Source organism: Streptomyces sp. NPDC054786, assembly GCF_053611685.1.
In genome coordinates this window covers 1-20,488 of record NZ_JBSHAW010000078.1, presented here as the reverse complement: position 1 = coordinate 20,488, position 20,488 = coordinate 1, and the positions used below count along the sequence as shown (strand labels likewise).

The window sequence follows — 20,488 nt, the reverse complement described above, 5'->3', positions numbered from 1 at the left end:
GCCCGGCCCCTCTCCCCGGGGGCCGGGCCGTCGGCGTTGCGTCAGGCGTTGCGCGGTGGTCCGGTGATCGCCTCGCCGATGACGAAGCCCTTGGCGGGGCCTTCGGGGATGGCCGCCTCGTTGCCGTACGGCACACAGTGCGCCTCCGTGTAGACCGCCTCGTCGGTGCGGGGCGAGGTGAGCACGGTGACGGTGCCGTGGCCGTCGTAGTCGTCGATCAGGACGTAGATGGGGATACCGGCCCGGGCGTAGGCGCGGCGTTTGCGTTCCCGGTCACGCATCAGGCCGTCGTGGCCGGGGTAGACCACCTCGACGATCAACTCCACGGCGGATGCCTGGATGCCGAGGCCGTCCTCGGTGACGTGCCCCTCGGAATCCTCGGGTGCGACAAAGCAATCGGGGATCCAGACCTGGAGGCCGTGGACGACATTCATGTCCTGGCGTGCGACGTACTCACTCCCGGCGAGGAATACCACCAGCTTGTCCCGAAGCCGGTTGGCGATCTGACCGTGTGCGTAGCGACCGGTGGGCGAGACCTCGATGAACCCCTCGATGATCTCGGCGCGAAGGCCCTCGGGGAGTTCCATGGCTTTCCATGCCTGCCACAGGACCTCGTGCAGATCGGGTCCGGATGTCGTGATCTCCGACGTTGTCACGGGCGCCTCCTGCGCGAGCGCGGTCATGGTGCAGCACCTCCTCCTCAGTGTGGGCGGGCTTGGCCTCGTGGCACAAGCGACACCGCCACGCTAGGGAGCGCCGAGGGGCCCATGACCGGCAGATATCCGGGGATCACTCGTTCGAGCACACGCCCGCAGCCTGCTCGCCGTCTCAGATAGTAGGAAGCCCAAGTAATTGTGCAGACATCACGGCCGAGCTGTCCTAGCTTTGTAGGAGCCGAACGTATCGCTCCATCGAGCGAATGCGGATGTGGCCCGGTGCACGCGCAGGTGACCCCTGTCGCGCCGCGGCTCCCGCCCCTTCCGGCCGCTTCTGGATCGACGCATCCCATTTGTTCTCGGGGCTCTGGCATAGGAGACGTGAATCATGGCTGAGACTGCCGTCCGCAGGACCCGTCACTCCGCCCGTACGACCAGCGACGCCGACCGCAGGAACGCCGCGGCCGCTCTCCAGCGTGCCCTCGACCGCCGTGACAACGGCGGCTCCACCGGGCACTGAGATGATGCGCGCGCGATCCGGGTCGGTGCTGTCGTCGATGTCCTGCCGCTGCTGCTGGCGGATCCGGCTGTCCGTGGCCCGGTGGCTCTTTCTCTCCTGAGTGTGCGGGGCGCCCGGATCCCGGGCGCCCTTGCGGACGCTCTCCCCTGGCTCACTGCACGGGCGAGCGGGTCACCTCGAAGTGGTCGATGCGCTCGCCGGATTCGGCGAGGGCGGTGACCTTCATCCGCGGGTGGCGGCCCGGCGAGACCTCGACGGCGATGAAGGAGTAGCCGGTGTAGCGGACCCGGGACCACTCCACGGTGTCCTTGTTCTTCACCTGGCCCTTGGTCCAGTGGTAGGTGTCGACGTGGTCGACGTCCTTGACGTGCCCCTCGTAGCTGTCGGCCGCGGGGAAGTCGTAGAGGGCCCGGCCGGCGCCGCCGGCGGTCACGTACACGATGCCCTCGCGGGTGGTGTCGACGCTCTCGCCGATCGGCATCTTCTTGCTGACCCTGCCGCCCTTGAGGGCATCGGTCCGCTCGTAGACGTGGTTGTGGCCGTTGATGACGAGGTCCACCTGGTGCTTCTCGAACAGCGGCAGCCACGCGTCGCGCACCGCGCCGTCGGAAGCGTGCGAGTTGGTGGTGGAGAAGGCGCAGTGGTGGAAGAAGACCACGAGGAAGTCGATGCCCTCGGTGGCACGCAGCTCCGCCAGCCTGCGGTCCAGCCAACGGGTCTGCCTGCCGCCGGTGTAGCCCTGGTTGGCGGGGATCTCGTACGAGATGTCGTTGGCGTCCAGGGCGACGACCGCGGTGTTGCCGTAGGTGAACGAGTAGACGCCGGGGGCGTTCTTGGCGTCCGGGCCGTTCCCGGGCAGCGTCCAGCGGGCGTTCTGGCCGCCGTAGCCGTTGGGGGAGTACCAGGCCTCCATGTCGTGGTTGCCGGTGGTCACCATCCACGGCACGGACTTGGCCACCGACTCGGTCTGCGCGAGGAACTGGTCCCAGACCCGGGCGTCGTAGGTGTCGTGCTCGGAGCCCTCGCCGTCCGGGTCCGCGTAGCAGATGTCGCCCGCGTGCAGGTGGAAGGACGGGTCCTGCCCCAGGATCAACTGGTCGTTGGCGAGGGCGTGGTAGCTGACCCCCTGGTCACCGAAGGCGGTGAAGACGAACTTCTCGGGCCGGGCCGGGGCGGTGCGGAAGGTGCCGACGGTGGAGAAGTGGCGTGGGTCGGCCGGGTCGAAGCCGTCGTGGCCGACGCCGTAGTAGTACGTCGTTCCCGGGCGCAGGCCGTCCAGCGCGGCGTGCAGGTAGTACTGCTGCACGGCCGGCAGCTTCGCGGACAGCGACGGGGTGTGCAGATCGCGCACCTCGGCCTCGATCTTGCGCCCCAGGTCCCACGGCTTGAGGCCCACCCGCAGATACGGCCGGCGGACCGCGAACGGCACCTGCCAGCTCACCCGCATCTGGCTCTTGGGGTCCGCGCCGAAGGCCAGGTGGCGGCCGAACGGGGCGACCAGCGCACCGTCGACCCGGGCCGCGGCGGGCGCGGTCAGCAGGGTGGGGGAGACGCCCTGGGCCGAACCGGCCAGCAGACCGGAGCCCGCGACCACGCCCGCGGTCGCGGCCGAGGTGCGCAGCAGACCGCGGCGGCTCAGCTTCGTACGGAGGTAGTCGTGCTGCTCGGGCATGCTCATCCGGGCCGCCAGCTGCTCCGGTATGCCGACGCGCGGGGTGTGCGAGGGCTGGGGGGTGGTCCCTCGGGTGTTTCCAGTCATGCCGCCGAATTTCGCAGCACGACCCGACCGCGGTGGGGACGCGGGGTGAACGGCAGCTGACCGGCTCCCCACGTGTCCGTATGACGGACGTTACGTGTCAATCAATGGGACGGAGAGTAGGGTCCAACCATGTCTCGCAGCATTCGCCTCGCAGTGATCCCCGGTGACGGTATCGGCCAGGAAGTCGTGGCCCAGGGCCTGAAGGTCCTGACCGCGGTCCTCCCGCAGGACGTCAAGCTGGAAACCAAGGAGTACGACCTCGGTGCCCGGCGATGGCATGCGACCGGTGAGACCCTGCCGGACGAGGAGCTGGAGTCGCTCAAGCAGCACGACGCGCTCCTGCTCGGCGCGATCGGCGACCCCTCCGTACCCTCCGGTGTGCTGGAGCGCGGGCTGCTGCTCAAGCTGCGCTTCGCCTTCGACCACTTCGTGAACCTGCGGCCGTCGAAGCTCTTCCCGAACACCGCCACGCCGCTCGCCGGCCGCCCCGACATCGACTTCCTCGTCGTCCGCGAGGGCACCGAGGGCCCGTACACCGGCAACGGCGGCAGCCTGCGCACCGGCACCCCCGCCGAGGTCGCCACCGAGGTCAGCCTCAACACCGCCTACGGCGTGGAGCGCGTGGTCCGCGACGCCTACGCGCGGGCCAACGCCCGCCCGCGCAAGAAGCTGACGCTGGTGCACAAGAACAACGTGCTGGTGTACGCGGGCCACATGTGGAAGAACATCTTCGACAAGGTCGGCCAGGAGTACCCCGAGGTCACCACCGACTACCTGCATGTCGACGCCGCGACGATCTTCTTCGTCACCCAGCCCGAGCGGTTCGACGTGATCGTCACCGACAACCTCTTCGGTGACATCCTCACCGACCTCGCCGCGGCCGTCACCGGCGGTATCGGCCTGGCCGCCTCCGGGAACATCAACCCGACCGGCGAGTTCCCCTCGATGTTCGAGCCGGTGCACGGCTCCGCCCCCGACATCGCGGGCACCGGCAAGGCCGACCCGACGGCGACGATCCTCTCCGTGGCCCTGCTTCTGCGCCACCTCGGCTTCGAGCAGCAGGCCGCCCGCATCGAGGAGGCCGTCGCGGCCGACCTGGAGGCCCGGGACGGCACGGCGCGCAGCACGGACGAGATCGGCGACGCACTCGTCGCACGAGTAGCGGGCTGAGGCCGGCACACACGCACCACGGACAGCGCCGGGCCACTCCAGGCCCGGCGCTGTCCGCGTTGGTCCGCGCTGGGATTACCGGCCGGTGGGTGCGACCATCGGACGCGGACCGCGTACTCGGTTCCGGCGGCGAAGACCCACGGGCGATAATCGGACGTGGCATCGCCGCCCGCGAGGAAACTCGGACGTCCCCGTAACGACCGGTACGTCCAGGAAATCGTGCGCGGTCGCCACAAACCGCACCAGTGCCGCATGGTGGGGGCCGACCCCCTTACCCCCGGCCGGAGGGCTGGGCCGGTGACGTTCCTCCCAGCGCTGGGAGGTGCCCCAGGTCTCGGAACACGCAGTGAAGGACATGCATTCATGACGACGCCCACGATCGAGCTCAAGCCCTCCTCGCATCCGCTCTCCGACGCGGAGCGGGAGCAGATCCTGGCCGCCCCCGGTTTCGGCCGCCACTTCACCGACCACATGGTGACGATCAAGTGGACGGAGGGCCGTGGCTGGCACGACGGCCAGCTCGTGCCGTACGGGCCGCTCTCCCTCGACCCGGCGACCAACGTCCTGCACTACGCGCAGGAGATCTTCGAGGGCCTCAAGGCCTACCGGCAGCCCGACGGCTCCGTCGCCACGTTCCGCCCGGACGCCAACGCCCGGCGCTTCCAGGCCTCGGCCCGCCGTCTGGCCATGCCGGAGCTGCCCGTCGAGACCTTCATCGAGGCGTGTGACCTTCTCGTCGGGCAGGACAAGGACTGGGTGCCGGCCCATGGCGGCGAGGAGTCGCTCTACCTGCGCCCCTTCATGATCGCGACCGAGGTCGGCCTGGGCGTGAAGCCCGCCAACGAGTACCTCTTCGTGGTCATCGCCTCGCCCGCCGGCGCGTACTTCGCCGGTGGCGTCAAGCCCGTCTCCATCTGGCTGTCCGAGGACCGGGTGCGCGCCGTCCCCGGCGGTATGGGCGACGCCAAGACCGGCGGCAACTACGCCGCGTCGCTGCTCGCGCAGGCCGAGGCCGCGGCGCACGGCTGTGACCAGGTCGCCTATCTGGACGCCGTGGAGCACAAGTGGGTCGAGGAGCTCGGCGGCATGAACCTGTACTTCGTGTACGGCGACAAGATCGTCACTCCCACGCTGACCGGCTCCCTCCTCGCCGGTGTCACCCGTGACTCCCTGCTGTCGGTGGCCCGCGACCTGGGCTACGAGTCGGAGGAGGCCCGGGTCTCCATCGACCAGTGGAAGACCGACACGGAGAACGGCACGCTCACCGAGGTCTTCGCCTGCGGTACGGCCGCCGTGATCACCCCGGTCGGCACGGTCAAGAGCGCGGGCGGCGAGTGGATCCAGTCCGGCGGTGAGCCCGGCAAGGTCACACTGAAGCTGCGGGACGCGCTCCTCGACGTCCAGCGCGGTATCGCCGAGGACCAGCACGGCTGGATGCACCCGCTGGGCTGATCCGGGCTTCCCGGCACCCGCCCGCGGCCGCCCCCGCATGGCGACGGGGGCGGCCTCGGTCGTGTCCGGGCCGGCTCAGCCGGCCTCCGCTGGGGCCTTTGCAGCGGCGGCCGGGGGAGCGGGCGGTACGGCGCGCAGTGCCGCGACCGGGCGCGGGTCCCGGGCGATGAGGGTCAGGTAGGCGATCCCGCCCACGGCCGCCGCGAGCAGGAAGCTGACGTCGATGCCGCCGGTCAGGGGCAGCAGCGGCCCCTGGTAGAACGGCGTGTCCACGCCCATCAGGCCGACCACCGAGCCCAGTGCCCAGGCGACGGCGGCCCGGACGTTCCAGCCCGCCCGGTACCAGTACACGCCGCCACGCGTGCCCCGGTTGTAGACCTGCAGGGACTCCGGGTCGTACGCGCCGCGGCAGCGGATGAAGCCGATCACGGTGATCACCGCCCAGGGTGTACCGACGGCCGTCATCAGCAGGACGAAGGAGGTCATCGCGTCCTGCGCGGCCCACAGGAAGTGACCGGCGTAGACCAGCGCGGTCGAGAGCGCGGCGACGACGTAGGTGGCCTGGGTGCGGGTGGCCCGCGGCAGGATCGCGTCCAGGTCGAGACCCATGCTGTAGAGCATCAGACCGGAGTTGCCGACCGAGCCGGCCGAGGCGTTGAGCAACAGCAGCGCCAGATACCAGAACGGGGCGCCGGCCACCAGCGGGCCCGCGTAGTCCTCGCCCGCGCCGACGGCGAGCGCGGTGAACGTGCCGAAGAGCTGTGGCACCAGGAGACCGACCACCAGTCCCAGACAGGTGGCGCCGAAGACCTTCCGGGAGCTGTGCCGGTGCGGGGAGATGTAGCGGCTGTAGTCGCCGAGCAGGGTGATGAACGCGATGGGGCCGCTGAGACCGGCGGAGACGGCGGCCAGCAGCCAGGTCTGCCAGAAGCCGCCGAGCAGATAGCTGCTGCCGTGTGGCGCGGCGGTGGTGAAGGTGCCCGCGTACGCGACGATGCCGACGGCCAGCAGGGCGGTCAGGCCGAGGGCGAGCACCTTGCTCAGCCGCAGCAGCACCCGGTAGCCGTAGACCGCGCCGACCGCGGTGGCGCCCGCCAGCAGGGCGTAGACCAGCGCGTACGTCGGACCGCTCGACGGCAGCCCGGTCAGGCGGTGCAGACAGCCGACGACCGCGTCGCCGCCGACCCACAGCGTCAGCGCGGTGTAGCCCAGCGACAGCAGCAGGCCGATGACCGAGCCGATGAGCCGGCCGCGCACGCCGAAGTGGGCGCCGCTGCTGGTGGACAGGTTGGTGGCGCTGCGCAGCGAGACCAGCGCGAGCGGGGCGGTCAGCAGGGTGCCGACGGCGGTGCCCGCCACCAGGGAGGTCACCGAGGGCCAGAAGCCGAGCCCGAAGGAGACCGGGAGCCAACCGAAGATCACCACGCCGAGGGCGAGGTTCGACCCGAGCAGGATCGAGATCAGGTCGCGAGGGCCGCTGGTGCGTTCCTCGTCCGGGATGGTGTCGACTCCGCGTTGTTCGATCGGCATGAGGGCTCCCCTGAGAGGCCGGACAGCAGTGTGTGAGCAGCGCTCCGGGTGCAGTGCTCCGCGCTGTGGGCGGTGCGCGCCGCACGGCGCTCACGCTGTCGAGATCATTTAGAGCGGCACTCTATTTGCCGCATATTTAGAGCAGCGCTCAATGTCGCTCATCCTCATGCCATCGGTCAATGCTTTCCCTCTGACCATTTTCGTGGTTAGAGTGACGCTCTAATCGACCTGGAGGAGTGGCGGGATGCGGTTGACCCCGACGGAACGCGACCGGCTGCTGCTGTTCGGCGCGGCCGAGCTGGCGCGGACGCGCCGGGCCCGCGGACTGAAGCTGAATGTGCCCGAGGCGACCGCGTTGATCGCGGACACAGTCTGCGAGGCGGCGCGGGACGGGCGCCGCCTCGCTCAGGCCATCGAGGCGGCACGCGGCGTGCTCGGCCCGGACGATGTGCTGCCGGGCGTGGCCGAGGTCGTCACCGAGGTGCATGTGGAGGCCGTCTTCGACGACGGCTCCCGGCTCGCGGTGGTCACCGACCCGATCGGCGCCCGCCCCCCGGCCGCCGGGAGCGACGCGACACCCGCGCCCGGCGCGGTGCTCCCCGGTCCGGCCGACCCGGAGCCCGCGCCCACGGTCCGCCTGACCGTGCGCAACGCCGCGACGGTGCCCATCAGCGTCACCTCGCACTTCCACTTCTTCGAGGCCAACCCCCGGCTGGACTTCGACCGGGCTGCCGGGTACGGCATGCGGCTGTGCGTCCCGGCCGGCTCGTCGGTGCGGTTCGAGCCCGGTGGCGCCTCGGAAGTGGGTCTGGTCCCGATCGGCGGCGACCGGATCGCGATCGGCTTCGCCGGTCTGGTGGACGGCCCGCTGGACGCACCGGGCGCGAAGAGGGAAGCGCTGCGGCGGGCCGCCGCCTGCGGCTATCTGGGAGCGGAGGAACAGGCATGACCGGGAGCATCGACCCCCACGAGTACGCGTCGGTGCACGGCCCGCGGGCCGGCGACCGGGTCGTCCTCGGCGACTCGGGCCTGGTCGTCCGGGTCGAGTCCGACGCCCAGAAGCACGGCGACGAGTTCCTGGCCGGCTTCGGCAAGACCGCCAGGGACGGGCTGCACCTCAAGGCCGCCGCGGTCCGCGAGACCTGCGATGTGGTGATCAGCAACGTGCTGGTCATCGACGCCGTCCAGGGCATCCGCAAGGTGTCGATCGGCATCCGCGAGGGCCGGATCCACGCCATAGGGCGGGCCGGCAACCCCGACACCCTCGACGGCGTCGATGTCGTCGTCGGTACCGGCACCTCGATCGTCTCCGGTGAGGGCATGATCGCCACCGCGGGCGCCGTCGACACCCATGTCCATCTGCTCTCGCCGCGCGTCATGGAAGCCTCGCTGGCCTCCGGCGTGACCACGATCATCGGCCAGGAATTCGGGCCGGTCTGGGGCGTCGGCGTCAACTCCCCCTGGGCGCTGGGACACGCCTTCAGCGCGTTCGACGCCTGGCCGGTCAACATCGGCTTCCTCGGCCGCGGTTCCTCGTCGGGCGACGCCCCGCTGGTCGAGGCGCTCGCCGAGGGCGGCGCCTGTGGATTCAAGGTGCACGAGGACATGGGCGCGCACGCCCGCGCCCTGGACACCGCCCTGCGCGTCGCCGAGGACCACGACGTCCAGGTCGCCCTGCACAGCGACGGCCTCAACGAATGCCTCACCGTCGAGGACACCCTGCGCGTCCTGGACGGCCGCACCATCCACGCCTTCCACATCGAGGGCTGCGGCGGCGGCCATGTCCCCAACGTCCTCAAGATGGCCGGTGTCCCCAACGTCATCGGCTCCTCCACCAACCCCACCCTCCCCTTCGGGCGGGACGCGGTCGCCGAGCACTACGGCATGATCGTCTCGGTCCACGACCTCAAGACCGATCTGCCGGGCGACGCCGCCATGGCCCGCGACCGCATCCGGGCCGGCACGATGGGCGCCGAGGACGTGCTGCACGACCTCGGGGCGATCGGCATCACCTCGTCCGACGCCCAGGGCATGGGCCGCGCGGGCGAGACCGTACGCCGTACCTTCGCGATGGCGGGCAAGATGAAGGCCGAGCTCGGGCCCCTCGAGGGCGACGGCCCGCACGACGACAACGCACGGGTACTGCGCTACGTCGCCAAGCTCACCCTCAACCCCGCCATCGCCCACGGGCTCTCGCACGAGATCGGGTCGATCGAGGTCGGCAAGATGGCCGACATCGTGCTGTGGAAGCCGCAGTACTTCGGCGCCAAGCCGCAGCTGGTGCTGAAGTCCGGCTTCCCCGCCTACGGCGTCACCGGCGACCCGAACGCCGCCACCGACACCTGTGAACCCCTGGTGCTCGGCCCGCAGTTCGGCGCGTACGGGGCGACCCCGGCCGAGATCTCCGTCGCCTTCGTCGCGCGCGCCGCCGCCGAACAGGGCGGTGACGGGATGCCCACCCGCCGCCGCCGGGTCGCCGTCCGCGGCACCCGCGGCATCGGCCCCGGCAACCTCGTCCACAACTCCCGGGTCGGACAGGTACAGGTCGACGGGCACAGCGGCCTGGTCACCCTCGACGGCGACCCGATGCGCTCGGAACCGGCCGACACCGTCTCGCTGTCCCGGCTCTACTTCCTGTAGCCCGCACCGCGCCCCGCCACCGACACCCCGTGACGGGCCCACCACCGTCACCGCGAACCCGTGAGGACCCCGCATGAACACCCCTGTCGCCGACGGCTTCCGTATGCCCCCGGAGTGGGCCCGCCACGAGCGCACCTGGATGGCCTGGCCCGGCCCCAACTTCACCTTCGGCGCGGAGGGCGGCGAGACGCTGGCCGAGGCCCGCCGCGCCTGGGCCGCCGTCGCCCGCGCGGTCCGCCGCTTCGAGCCGGTCACCGTCGTCGCCGGACCGGGGCAGTCCGAGGGCGCCCGCGCCCTCCTCGGCGACGGCATCGACCTCGTCGAACGGCCCCTGAACGACGCCTGGATGCGCGACATCGGCCCCACCTTCCTGACCGACGGCAACGGCCGCCTCGCCGCCGCCGACTGGGTGTTCAACGGCTGGGGCGCCCAGGAGTGGGCCCGCTGGGACCTCGACGAGAAGATCGCCGAGCAGGTCTGCGGGCTGGCCGGCGCCCGCCGCTACGCCACCCCCCTCGTCAACGAGGGCGGCGGCATCCACGTCGACGGCGAGGGCACCGTCCTGCTCACCGAGACCGTGCAGCTCGACCCGGGCCGTAACCCCGGCCGTACGCAGGAGGACGTCGAGGCCGAGATCCACGCCCACCTCGGCACCACCAAGGCGATCTGGCTGCCGCGCGGCCTGGCCGCCGACTACGGCCGGTTCGGCACCCGCGGCCATGTCGACATCGTCGCCGCCTTCGCCCGCCCCGGCACCGTGCTCGTCCACACCCAGCCCGACCCCGACCACCCCGACCACGCCATCTGCAACGAGATCGCCAAGCTGCTGCGCGCCGCCACCGACGCCAAGGGCCGCCGGCTGGAGGTCGTGGAGGTGCCCGCGCCGACCGTCATCGAGGAGGACGGCGAGCCGGTCGACTACTCCTACATCAACCACTACCTCTGCAACGATGGCGTGGTGCTGTGCGGCTTCGACGACCCCCGTGACGAGGAGGCGGCCGCGATCTTCCGCCGGCTCTTCCCCGGGCGGACGGTGACCCTCGTGGACGCCCGTACGATCTTCGCAGCGGGTGGCGGTATCCACTGCATCACCCAGCAGCAGCCCGAGGTCTGACCCGCAGGCCCCGGCCGGCCGACCCGGAGGTCCCCGTGCCCGGTCCCGTGCGCCGCCCCCGGCGCCGGCTCAACCAGCCCCGCGAGCAGGTCCTCGCCGCGGCGATGACGACCATCGCCGCGGAGGGCCTGGACCGGCTGACCATGGCCGGTCTGGGCCGCGAGGTCGGCATGAGCAGCGGCCACATCCTCTACTACTTCGGTACGAAGGACGAGCTGCTGCTGCAGACCCTCCAGTGGAGCGAGGAGCAGCTCGGCGCCGAGCGCCGGGCCGCCCTCTCCCGCCGCGTCCCCGCCCGCGAACGGCTGGACGCCCTGGTCGATCTCTACCTCCCCGAAGGCCACCGCGACCCGCGCTGGACGCTGTGGCTGGAGGTGTGGAACCGCTCCCAGAACGCCGACGACGAGACCCGCGAACGCCAGCTCGACCTCGAACTCGCCTGGCACCGCGACCTGGTGGCCCTCCTCGTCGAGGGCATCTCGAAGGGCGAGTTCCGCCCCGTCGACCCCGAACGCTTCGCCACCCGCACCCGCGCCCTCCTCGACGGCTTCGGCTCCCAGCTCGTCGTCGGCCTCCCCGGCACGGACCGGGAAGAAGTACGCGGCCATATACGGGAGTTCCTGGACGAGTCGCTGTCCGTCGTCCCACGGACCTGACGCGAGCCGGCGGCCGGCCGGCCCCCCCGTGACCACAACGCACGCAAGTACCCACGATCGTTGCCGCCCGCGCTCTTGCCGAAGGCTTGCCGGTCCGCGACCGTGAGCGGCTATGGGACGAGAGCAATGGAAGAAGATCTGGGTCGGCTCGGCCGGCAACATGGTCGAGTGGTTCGACTGGTTCGTTTATGCCAGTTTTGCGGTTTATTTTGCGGATTCGTTCTTCCCGAAGGGGAATGACACGGCGAACCTCATGAACACCATGGGGATCTTCGCCGTCGGCTTCTTCATGCGCCCGGTGGGTGGCTGGGTGCTCGGCCGGGTCGGCGACCGCAAGGGCCGCAAGGCCGCACTGACGCTGACCGTCACGCTGATGTCCGCCTCGGCGATCCTGATCGCCATCGCGCCCACCTACGGGGTCGCGGGGTACGGCGGTGTGGCCGTGCTCCTCGTCGCCCGGATGCTGCAGGGGCTGTCGGTCGGCGGGGAGTACGCGGCCAGCGCCACCTACCTCACCGAGGCCTCCGCGCCCGGGCAGCGCGGTTTCGCCTCCAGCTTCCAGTACGTGTCCATGACCGCGGGGCAGTTGCTCGGTCTCGGTCTGCAGATCGTGCTGCAGCGCACCCTGTCCGAGGACGCCCTGCACAGCTGGGCCTGGCGGATCCCGTTCATCGTGGGTGCGCTGGGCGCCGCGGTCGTCTTCTATCTGCGCCGCAACATGCTGGAGACCGAGGTGTACGCCGAGGACGACAGCGCCAACGCCGACCCGGCGCGCGGCACCATCAAGGCGCTGCTGGCCCACAAGCGTGAGGCGTTCCTGGTCATGGCGCTCACCATGGGCGGCACGGTCGCGTACTACACGTACACGACCTACCTCACCAAGTACCTCTCGGGCAGTGCGGGACTGGCCAAGCCGACCGCCTCGCTGGTGAGCTTCTGTGCGCTGTTCCTCTTCATGTGTCTGCAGCCGCTGGCGGGCAAGCTCTCCGACCGGATCGGCCGCCGTCCGCTGCTGATCACCTTCGCGGTCGGCTCGACCTTCCTGACCGTGCCGATCATGACGTTGCTCAGGCACGCCGGCAGCTTCTGGCCGGCCCTCGGGCTCTCGCTGCTCGCCCTGGTCATCGTCACCGGCTACACCTCGATCAACGCCTGTGTGAAGGCGGAGCTGTTCCCGACCGGCATCCGGGCGCTGGGTGTCGCCCTGCCGTACGCCATCGCCAACGCGCTGTTCGGCGGCACCGCGGAGTATGTCGCCCTGTGGTTCAAGGACGGCGGCATCGAATCCGGCTATTACTGGTACGTCGCCGGCTGCGCCGCCGTCTCGCTGATCGTCTACATCACGATGCGCGAGACCCGGACCATCGATCTGCACCGGGTCGGCAGGGCGGACGCGGGCGAAGGCAGCGAGGCACGCGTGCTCGCATCCTGAGACGGTTCGAGCACGGGGGGTGGTCATGTGCCAGACTGCCCCCGTGCTCTCGTTCGCCATGATTATTGGCAGCAGGCGCGCCGGTCCGCAGTGACCGCCCCGTACGAACCGAGTACGGCGTGGCCACCGTCGTCCCAGACCCGCGCGCAGACCTCTCGCACCCGCGAGAGGTTTTTTCGTTTCCGGCCCACATCTCACCGGAGGCGGAGCGCGAGGGAACATGGAGGGACGGTGGAACCGGTTATTCCGGTAGACCGAGATCCCGACAGGAGCCAGACCAGCATGACGGACGCACACGAAGCCTCCCCCTCGTCCGCCCCCCGTCCCGCCGACGCGGTGGGCGACGACTTCCATGTCTTCGACACCACGCTCCGCGATGGTGCGCAGCGCGAGGGCATCAACCTCACCGTCGCCGACAAGCTGACCATCGCCCGGCACCTCGACGACTTCGGTGTGGGTTTCATCGAGGGCGGCTGGCCGGGCGCCAACCCGCGGGACACCGAGTTCTTCCAGCGGGCCCGTGAGGAGATCGACTTCCGGCACGCGCAGCTGGTCGCGTTCGGCGCCACCCGCAGGGCAGGCGTCCGGGTCGAGGACGATCCGCAGGTCGCCGCGCTCCTGGCGTCGCAGGCCCCGGTCATCACGCTGGTCGCCAAGTCCCATGCCGGGCATGTGGAGCTGGCGCTGCGGACCACTCCGGAGGAGAACCTCGCGATGGTGCGGGACACCGTCGCCCATCTGCGCGCCCAGGGCCGCCGGGTCTTCCTCGACTGTGAGCACTTCTTCGACGGCTATGCGCTGGACCCGGTCTACGCCAAGGAGGTCGTCCGCACCGCGAGCGAGGCCGGCGCCGATGTCGTGGTGCTCTGCGACACCAACGGCGGCATGCTTCCGGCGCAGGTCACCGCCGTCGTACGGACCGTCCTCGCGGACACCGGCGCGCGCCTGGGCATCCACGCCCAGGACGACACCGGCTGTGCGGTCGCCAACACCCTGGCCGCGGTGGACGCGGGCGCCACCCACGTCCAGTGCACCGCCAACGGCTACGGCGAGCGGGTCGGCAACTCCAACCTCTTCCCGGTCGTTGCCGCCCTGGAGCTCAAGTACGGGCGCCCGGTGCTGCCCGAGGGCAAGCTCGCCGAGACCACCCGGATCTCGCACGCCATCGCCGAGGTCGTCAACCTCACCCCGTCCACCCACCAGCCCTACGTCGGTGTCTCCGCCTTCGCCCACAAGGCCGGACTGCACGCCTCCGCGATCAAGGTCGACCCTGACCTCTACCAGCACATCGATCCGGCGCTGGTCGGCAACACCATGCGGATGCTGGTCTCCGACATGGCCGGACGGGCGTCCATCGAGCTCAAGGGCAAGGAGCTCGGCATCGACCTCGGCGACGACCGCGAGCTGGTCGGCCGGGTCGTCGAGCGGGTCAAGGAACGCGAGCTGGCGGGCTACACCTACGAGGCCGCCGACGCCTCCTTCGAGCTGCTGCTGCGCGAGGAGCTGCAGCGGGCGGAGGGGGGCCGGCCGCGCAGCTACTTCAAGGTCGAGTCCTGGCGGGCGATCGTCGAGGACCGCCCGGACGGTACGCACGCGAACGAGGCGACCGTGAAGCTGTGGGCCAAGGGCGAGCGGATCGTCGCCACCGCCGAGGGCAACGGCCCGGTCAATGCGCTGGACCGGGCGCTGCGGGTCGGCCTGGAGCGGATCTATCCGCAGCTGGCCCACATGGAGCTGGTGGACTACAAGGTCCGCATCCTGGAGGGCGCCCTGGGCACCGGCTCCATCACCCGGGTGCTGGTCTCCACCAGCGACGGCCGCGGCGAGTGGTCCACGGTCGGCGTCGCGGAGAACGTCATCGCGGCGTCCTGGCAGGCGCTGGACGACGCGTATGCGTACGGGCTGCTGCGGGCCGGGGTCGAGCCGCAGGAGTGACCGCCGCGGCAGCGGCATGACCGCGGCCCCGCACGGCCCTCGGGGGAGGGCGTGCGGGGCCGCGGTCGTCGTGCGGGCCGTGCGGGGTCAGGCCTGCGGGGCCGCCTTGACGGCCGAGATGTCGAAGAGGAGCTTGATCTTGTCGCTGACCATCACCCCGCCGGTCTCCAGCGCGGCGTTCCAGGTCAGGCCCCAGTCGGAGCGCAGGATCTCGGCGCTGCCCTCGAAGCCGACCCGCTCGGCGCCGTAGACATCGGTGGCCGAGCCGTGGAACTCCAGGTCGATGGTGAGCGGCTTGGTGACGTCGCGGAGGGTCAGATCGCCGGTGATGCGGTAGCGGTCACCGGACACGCGCTCGGCGGCGGTGCTGCGGAAGGTCATCAGCGGGAAGGACTCGGCGTCGAAGAAGTCGGCGCTGCGCAGATGGCCGTCGCGGTCCGCGATCCCGGTGTCGATGCTGACGATCTTGACATCGAGGGACGCGGTGGAGCGGGACGGGTCGGCGCCGTCGAGGTGGAGCGTCCCCTCGTATTCGGCGAACGCGCCGCGGACGTTGGTGACCATGGCGTGGCGGACGGTGAAGCCGATGCTGCTGTGTGCCGGGTCGATGGTGTAGTCGCCGGTCAGCGCCGCGAGCGCGGGGTCCGCGTCGAGGACGGCAGCACTGGCGGTGGCGGGGGCGGTGTTGTCGCCGGTGTCGGCGGTGCGCTTGCGGTGGAACAGAGCCATGGCTCCTCCTCGAAGACGGCGCACGGGGTGGGTGCGCAGATTGGTTTAAGCTTCAACGAGATTCACCGTAGCGGCATCTGGTTCAACATTCAACCTCTCTTTCGGCCGGACTCCGCCGGACGGGTGGCGGGCGGCGTTCCGGCGCGGTCATTGCCGCTCGGCGACGGCTCGTGCTAGACCATCGGGAACTCCCAAGTGCGCAGCGCCACACTCCAGTTGACGCCATGGAGAGGACCGACCGTGCCGCCTGTCTCCGCCACGTCCGTCTGGTCACGCCGAGGATTTCTCGCCACCGCCACCGCAAGTGCACTCGGCCTCGCCGCCCGCCCCGCCGGTGCCGCCCCCGGGCCGGTCACCGTTGCCGGGGAGGAGTTCACCGCCCTCCGCGGCCGCTGGTGCGAGCTCACCCTCGGCAGCGGCTTCGACCCCGCCGCCCCGCCGTACGCCGCCGCCCTGAAGGAGACCGGCGACCTCGCGAGCGCCTTCAGCGCGAGCATGCGGCCGGCCGCCACGTCCCTCTGGCCGGACTGCCGCTACGACCCGCCGTCCGGCATCACCCAGAGCTACAGCCGGCTCGCCACCATGGCCCAGGCCTACGCCCAGCCCGGCACCGGCCGCACCGGCGACCCCGGTCTCGCCGACGCCCTCGCCACGGGCCTCGACCACCTCGAAGCCACCGTCTACAACACCGCCACCACCCGCTACGGCAACTGGTGGGAGTGGCAGATCGGCAGCCCCAGACTCCTCCTCGACACCGTCGCGATCCTCGATGAGTACCTGCCCGGCGGCGGCCTCGACGACGGGCTTCGCGGCCGCTGTCTGGCCGCCGTCGACCACTTCGTCCCCGATGCCATGCTCGGCGACTACACCGGGACCAGCACCGGCGCCAACCGCGTCGACCTGTGCCGGGTGGTCGCGCTGCGCGGCATCCTCGGCCGCGCCCCCGACAAGATCGCGCTGGCCCGCGACGCCCTCTCGCCGGTCTTCCCCTACGTCACGACGGGCGACGGCCTCTACGCCGACGGCTCCTTCGTCCAGCACACCTGGGTCGCCTACTCCGGCACCTACGGCTATGTCCTGCTGGACGGCCTGGGCCGGCTGTTCACCCTGCTCGGCGGCTCGTCCTGGCAGGTCACCGACCCGGCGCGGCAGATCATCCTCGACAGCGTCGAGCACGCCTACGCCCCGCTGCTGCACAACGGCCTGATGATGGACAGCGTCAACGGGCGCGCCATCAGCCGCGGCTATCTCCGCAGCGACGAGCGGCACGTCCTGCGCAGCGACCACTACCACGGCCATGCGCTGATCGCCGCCATCGCGCTGCTCGCCCAGGGCGCGAGCAGCGCCGAGCGGGACCGCTGGCACGCCATGGTCAAGGGCTGGATCGCCCGCGACCGCACCCTGCCGGTCCTCACCGACCGGCAGTACCCGGTCGCCGACCTCGCCCGGCTCCGGACGATCGCCGACAGCTCCGCGGCCGCCGCCCCCGAACCCGTCGGCCACCGGCTGTTCCCGGCGATGGACCGCGCGGTGCACCGCCGCCCCGGCTGGGCCGCCGGCCTGGCCATGGCCTCCGACCGCATCACGTACTACGAGAACGGCAACGGCGAGAACCCGCGTGGCTGGCACACCGGCGCCGGCATGCTCTATTGGTGGGGCGCGGACTTCGGGGGCGACCAGTACACGGACGCCTTCTGGCCCACCGTCGACCCCTACCGGCTCCCCGGCACGACCGTGTCCACCAAGCGGCTGGCCGACAACGAAGGAGGCGGCTGGGGCGAGCCCAAGCCCGCAGCGCGCTGGGTCGGCGGCACCACCGACGGCGCATTCGCCGCGATCGGCCAGGACCTGCGCGGGCTTGCCTCGACCCTCACCGCCAGAAAATCCTGGTTCGCACTCGCGGACTGCATCGTCTGCCTCGGCGCCGGCATCACCGCGCGTGACGGGGTCCCGGCCGAGACCGTCGTCGACAACCGCTGCCTGGGCGAGTCCGGCACCGCCGCGCTCACCGTCGACGGCGTACGACAGCCCGGCACGCTCGGCCTGACCACCTCCTTCCGCCGCGCCCACTGGGCCCACCTCGCCGGGCACGGCGGCTATGTCTTCCCCGGCGGCGCCCCCCTCAAGGCGCTCCGCGAGGCCCGCACCGGCTCCTGGCACGACATCAACACGACCTCCTCCACCGAGCCGTTCACCCGCCGCTATCTCACGCTCTGGCACGACCACGGCACCGACCCGGCCGACGCCGGCTACGCCTACCTCCTCATGCCGGGCGCCACCGCCCGCACCCTCGCCGCCCGCGCCGCCGACCGGCACTGGCTGACCGTGCTCGCCAACGACGCCGGCCGGCAGGCGGTCGCCGTCGACCCGCTCGGCGTAACGGCCGCCAACTTCTGGCGGGCCGGCGGTGCGGGGCCGCTCACCAGTAGTGGCCCGGCGAGCGTGCTGGTCCGCGAGCGGCACGGGTGGCGGCAGCCGGGACGCGGCCGGACGGCGCGGCTGTGCCTCGCCGCCCCGGAGCGCACCGGCGATACGCTGGAAATCACCTGGTCACGGCCGGTGCGTGCGGTGCTCACCCACGACCCGGCGATCGAGGTGCTGGCCACCGGGCGCGCCCTGCGGCTGCGCCTGACCCCCGGCACGGACTGCGCCACCCACACCTGCACGGTGCGGCTGGACTGACCCGGCCGGGCTCCGCCGATCAACCGGTCACGACAACATCGCTCCGCCTCTGTTTGTGGGCCCCATACAGACGCGGGGCGCTGCCGCCACCCGAACGGACGCCACGACGCGGGGCACGTACAGCGCGGTTCTGTACTGCCTGCCCACCAAATCGCATGCGACGTTGTACGAAACCGACATCGGTGTGCGGCGCCCCGCCCACGTACCGTCGATACATGACCACTGTCGAAGATGTGCCCGCCGGCGGCAACGACGCCCGCGGGCGCGTCGCCGAACTGCACTCCATCCGTGAGCAGGTCCGGCGAGGCCCCAGCGAGCGTGCCACCGAAGCGCAGCGTGCCAAGGGCAAGCTGACGGCCCGCGAGCGGATCGAGCTGCTCCTGGACGAGGGTTCGTTCAACGAGGTCGAGCCGCTGCGGCGGCACCGGGCGACGGGCTTCGGCCTGGAGGCGAAGAAGCCCTACACCGACGGTGTGATCACCGGCTGGGGCACCGTGCACGGCCGGACCGTGTTCACCTACGCGCACGACTTCCGGATCTTCGGCGGTGCGCTGGGCGAGGCCCACGCCACCAAGATCCACAAGATCATGGATATGGCCATCCAGGCCGGTGCGCCGCTGGTCTCGCTGAACGACGGCGCCGGCGCCCGTATCCAGGAGGGTGTCTCCGCGCTCGCCGGCTACGGCGGCATCTTCCAGCGCAACACCAAGGCCTCGGGTGTCATCCCGCAGATCTCCGTCATGCTCGGCCCCTGCGCCGGTGGCGCCGCCTACTCCCCGGCCCTGACGGACTTCGTCTTCATGGTCCGCGAGACCTCGCAGATGTTCATCACCGGCCCCGACGTGGTGCGTGCGGTGACCGGCGAGGAGATCACCCAGAACGGCCTGGGCGGCGCCGATGTGCACGCCGAGACGTCGGGCGTGGCCCACTTCGCGTACGACGACGAGGCCACCTGCCTGGAGGAGGTCCGCTACCTCCTCTCGCTGCTGCCGGCGAACAACCGGGAGAACCCGCCGTCGGTGCCCTGCGAGGACCCCGCGGACCGCTCCGGTGACGCGCTGCTGGACCTGGTCCCGGCCGACGGCAACCGCCCGTACGACATGCGCAAGGTCATCGAGGAGATCGTCGACGACGGCGAGTTCCTGGAGGTCCACGAGCGCTGGGCGACCAACATCCTCTGCGCGCTGTCCCGGCTCGACGGCCGGGTGGTGGGCATCATCGCCAACCAGCCGCAGTCGCTGGCCGGCGTGCTGGACATCGAGGCATCCGAGAAGTCCGCCCGCTTTGTCCAGATGTGCGATGCGTTCAACATCCCGATCGTCACCCTGCTCGACGTCCCCGGATTCCTGCCCGGCGTCGACCAGGAGCACGGCGGCATCATCCGGCACGGCGCCAAGCTGCTCTACGCCTACTGCAACGCCACCGTCCCGCGGATCTCCCTCGTGCTGCGCAAGGCCTACGGCGGCGCCTACATCGTCATGGACTCGCAGTCCATCGGCGCCGACCTGACCTACGCCTGGCCCACCAACGAGATCGCGGTGATGGGCGCCGAGGGTGCCGCCAACGTCATCTTCCGCAAGCAGATCGCCGAGGCGGACGACTCCGAGGCCATGCGGGTGCGCATGGTCAAGGAGTACAAGTCCGAGCTGATGCACCCCTATTACGCGGCCGAGCGCGGCCTGGTCGACGACGTCATCGACCCGGCCGAAACCCGCCACACGCTCATCCGCGCCCTGGAGATGCTGCGCACCAAGCATGCGGACCTGCCCGCCCGCAAGCACGGCAACCCGCCCCAGTAGCCACACCCCGCACCCGCACCAGGCACTACGCCCACCGCGACGACGGAGAAGACACCGTGAATCCTGCCCACCGCACCGACCCGATCCGCGTGGAGAAGGGCCAGGCCAGCGAGGAAGAGCTGGCCGCCCTGACCGCCGTCCTGCTGGCCCGCGCCGCCCACCAGCCGGCCGCCGCCCCGGCCGGCCCGCACGCCACGGCCGCCCGCTGGCGCCGTCTGGAGCGCCAGAGCGGCTTCCATGGAGCCACCAGCTGGCAGCGCTGAACGTCGTACCGAACGGCGAGGGCCCCCCCCCCCGGGGGCCGCGCCGTTTTTGGGGGCCGGGGGGGGGTTTTGGTTTTAACAGTGTGTTATAAACAAATGAAGCAGCCCACGACCAAGGAAGTGTTTATATCGGTGGGGGGCCGATAAATAA

General features: G+C 70.9%; 16 protein-coding genes. 12 read left to right on the top strand and 4 right to left on the bottom strand.

Features of this window, described 5'->3' with window-relative positions:
- Nucleotides 1-41: 41 nt before the first annotated feature.
- Nucleotides 42-683: a Uma2 family endonuclease gene (locus ACWGI6_RS37175; RefSeq protein ID WP_453271602.1), complete on the bottom strand. Its 642-nt coding sequence runs from the start codon at nucleotides 681-683 to the stop codon at nucleotides 42-44.
- 361 nt (nucleotides 684-1,044) lie between these two features.
- On the opposite strand from ACWGI6_RS37175, the gene ACWGI6_RS37170 reads away from it, so the two are divergent.
- A complete protein-coding gene (locus tag ACWGI6_RS37170; RefSeq protein WP_088800221.1) occupies nucleotides 1,045-1,176 on the top strand; it encodes a hypothetical protein in 132 nt (43 codons plus the stop codon).
- Between the two features lie 151 nt (nucleotides 1,177-1,327).
- On the opposite strand, the gene ACWGI6_RS37165 is transcribed toward ACWGI6_RS37170, so the two are convergent.
- The gene (locus tag ACWGI6_RS37165; protein WP_453271601.1) at nucleotides 1,328-2,935 is read right to left on the bottom strand and encodes a fibronectin type III domain-containing protein; all 1,608 of its coding nucleotides are present in this window, start codon (nucleotides 2,933-2,935) and stop codon (nucleotides 1,328-1,330) included.
- 129 nt (nucleotides 2,936-3,064) lie between these two features.
- Here ACWGI6_RS37165 and ACWGI6_RS37160 point away from each other — a divergent pair, with 129 nt between their 5' ends.
- Nucleotides 3,065-4,105, top strand: a complete 1,041-nt coding sequence (locus ACWGI6_RS37160; RefSeq protein WP_393907167.1) for a 3-isopropylmalate dehydrogenase — start codon at nucleotides 3,065-3,067, stop codon at nucleotides 4,103-4,105.
- A 363-nt stretch (nucleotides 4,106-4,468) separates the two neighbouring features.
- Nucleotides 4,469-5,557, top strand: coding sequence for a branched-chain amino acid aminotransferase (locus ACWGI6_RS37155; RefSeq protein ID WP_453271600.1), 1,089 nt, complete (start codon nucleotides 4,469-4,471; stop codon nucleotides 5,555-5,557).
- 75 nt (nucleotides 5,558-5,632) lie between these two features.
- On the opposite strand, the gene ACWGI6_RS37150 is transcribed toward ACWGI6_RS37155, so the two are convergent.
- Nucleotides 5,633-7,087, bottom strand: coding sequence for a cytosine permease (locus tag ACWGI6_RS37150; protein WP_453271599.1), 1,455 nt, complete (start codon nucleotides 7,085-7,087; stop codon nucleotides 5,633-5,635).
- A 244-nt stretch (nucleotides 7,088-7,331) separates the two neighbouring features.
- Here ACWGI6_RS37150 and ureA point away from each other — a divergent pair, with 244 nt between their 5' ends.
- From ureA to cimA, 6 genes are all read left to right on the top strand, one after another.
- Entirely contained in the window at nucleotides 7,332-8,036 is a 705-nt protein-coding gene (ureA, locus tag ACWGI6_RS37145; protein ID WP_453271598.1) for an urease subunit gamma, read from the top strand.
- Nucleotides 8,033-9,727 carry an urease subunit alpha gene (locus ACWGI6_RS37140; RefSeq protein ID WP_453271597.1) on the top strand — a complete coding sequence of 565 codons (1,695 nt, stop codon included), beginning with the start codon at nucleotides 8,033-8,035 and terminating at the stop codon, nucleotides 9,725-9,727. Before ureA ends, ACWGI6_RS37140 begins: the two co-directional genes overlap by 4 nt.
- 73 nt (nucleotides 9,728-9,800) lie before the next feature.
- Nucleotides 9,801-10,841, top strand: coding sequence for an agmatine deiminase family protein (locus tag ACWGI6_RS37135; RefSeq protein WP_453271596.1), 1,041 nt, complete (start codon nucleotides 9,801-9,803; stop codon nucleotides 10,839-10,841).
- A 35-nt stretch (nucleotides 10,842-10,876) separates the two neighbouring features.
- Nucleotides 10,877-11,497, top strand: a complete 621-nt coding sequence (locus ACWGI6_RS37130) for a TetR/AcrR family transcriptional regulator (RefSeq protein ID WP_393907173.1) — start codon at nucleotides 10,877-10,879, stop codon at nucleotides 11,495-11,497.
- Between the two features lie 112 nt (nucleotides 11,498-11,609).
- A complete protein-coding gene (locus tag ACWGI6_RS37125) occupies nucleotides 11,610-12,929 on the top strand; it encodes an MFS transporter (protein WP_453271595.1) in 1,320 nt (439 codons plus the stop codon).
- A gap of 282 nt (nucleotides 12,930-13,211) precedes the next feature.
- Nucleotides 13,212-14,864, top strand: a complete 1,653-nt coding sequence (cimA, locus tag ACWGI6_RS37120; protein ID WP_453271594.1) for a citramalate synthase — start codon at nucleotides 13,212-13,214, stop codon at nucleotides 14,862-14,864.
- 87 nt (nucleotides 14,865-14,951) lie between these two features.
- Here the strand turns inward: cimA and ACWGI6_RS37115 are convergent, their stop codons facing one another.
- Nucleotides 14,952-15,593, bottom strand: coding sequence for a YceI family protein (locus ACWGI6_RS37115; protein ID WP_453271593.1), 642 nt, complete (start codon nucleotides 15,591-15,593; stop codon nucleotides 14,952-14,954).
- 240 nt (nucleotides 15,594-15,833) lie between these two features.
- On the opposite strand from ACWGI6_RS37115, the gene ACWGI6_RS37110 reads away from it, so the two are divergent.
- The 3 genes from ACWGI6_RS37110 (at nucleotide 15,834) to ACWGI6_RS37100 (ending at nucleotide 20,337) form a co-directional block, all read left to right on the top strand.
- Entirely contained in the window at nucleotides 15,834-18,275 is a 2,442-nt protein-coding gene (locus ACWGI6_RS37110) for a polysaccharide lyase 8 family protein (protein WP_453271592.1), read from the top strand.
- Nucleotides 18,276-18,490: 215 nt separating this feature from the next.
- The gene (locus ACWGI6_RS37105; RefSeq protein ID WP_453271591.1) at nucleotides 18,491-20,074 is read left to right on the top strand and encodes an acyl-CoA carboxylase subunit beta; all 1,584 of its coding nucleotides are present in this window, start codon (nucleotides 18,491-18,493) and stop codon (nucleotides 20,072-20,074) included.
- Nucleotides 20,075-20,130: 56 nt separating this feature from the next.
- The gene (locus ACWGI6_RS37100) at nucleotides 20,131-20,337 is read left to right on the top strand and encodes an acyl-CoA carboxylase epsilon subunit (protein ID WP_393907179.1); all 207 of its coding nucleotides are present in this window, start codon (nucleotides 20,131-20,133) and stop codon (nucleotides 20,335-20,337) included.
- The last annotated feature ends 151 nt before the right edge of the window (nucleotides 20,338-20,488 follow it).

Bases quoted from the DNA above. Each gene is read 5' to 3' on its own strand.
- ACWGI6_RS37160 (WP_393907167.1), top strand. From the start codon at position 3,065: ATGTCTCGCAGCATTCGCCTCGCAGTGATCCCCGGTGACGGTATCGGC.
- ACWGI6_RS37170 (WP_088800221.1), top strand. From the start codon at position 1,045: ATGGCTGAGACTGCCGTCCGCAGGACCCGTCACTCCGCCCGTACGACC.
- cimA (WP_453271594.1), top strand. From the start codon at position 13,212: ATGACGGACGCACACGAAGCCTCCCCCTCGTCCGCCCCCCGTCCCGCC.
- ACWGI6_RS37155 (WP_453271600.1), top strand. From the start codon at position 4,469: ATGACGACGCCCACGATCGAGCTCAAGCCCTCCTCGCATCCGCTCTCC.
- ACWGI6_RS37125 (WP_453271595.1), top strand. From the start codon at position 11,610: ATGGGACGAGAGCAATGGAAGAAGATCTGGGTCGGCTCGGCCGGCAAC.
- ACWGI6_RS37165 (WP_453271601.1), bottom strand. From the start codon at position 2,935: ATGACTGGAAACACCCGAGGGACCACCCCCCAGCCCTCGCACACCCCG.
- ACWGI6_RS37175 (WP_453271602.1), bottom strand. From the start codon at position 683: ATGACCGCGCTCGCGCAGGAGGCGCCCGTGACAACGTCGGAGATCACG.
- ACWGI6_RS37150 (WP_453271599.1), bottom strand. From the start codon at position 7,087: ATGCCGATCGAACAACGCGGAGTCGACACCATCCCGGACGAGGAACGC.
- ureA (WP_453271598.1), top strand. From the start codon at position 7,332: ATGCGGTTGACCCCGACGGAACGCGACCGGCTGCTGCTGTTCGGCGCG.
- ACWGI6_RS37140 (WP_453271597.1), top strand. From the start codon at position 8,033: ATGACCGGGAGCATCGACCCCCACGAGTACGCGTCGGTGCACGGCCCG.
- ACWGI6_RS37105 (WP_453271591.1), top strand. From the start codon at position 18,491: ATGACCACTGTCGAAGATGTGCCCGCCGGCGGCAACGACGCCCGCGGG.
- ACWGI6_RS37135 (WP_453271596.1), top strand. From the start codon at position 9,801: ATGAACACCCCTGTCGCCGACGGCTTCCGTATGCCCCCGGAGTGGGCC.
- ACWGI6_RS37115 (WP_453271593.1), bottom strand. From the start codon at position 15,593: ATGGCTCTGTTCCACCGCAAGCGCACCGCCGACACCGGCGACAACACC.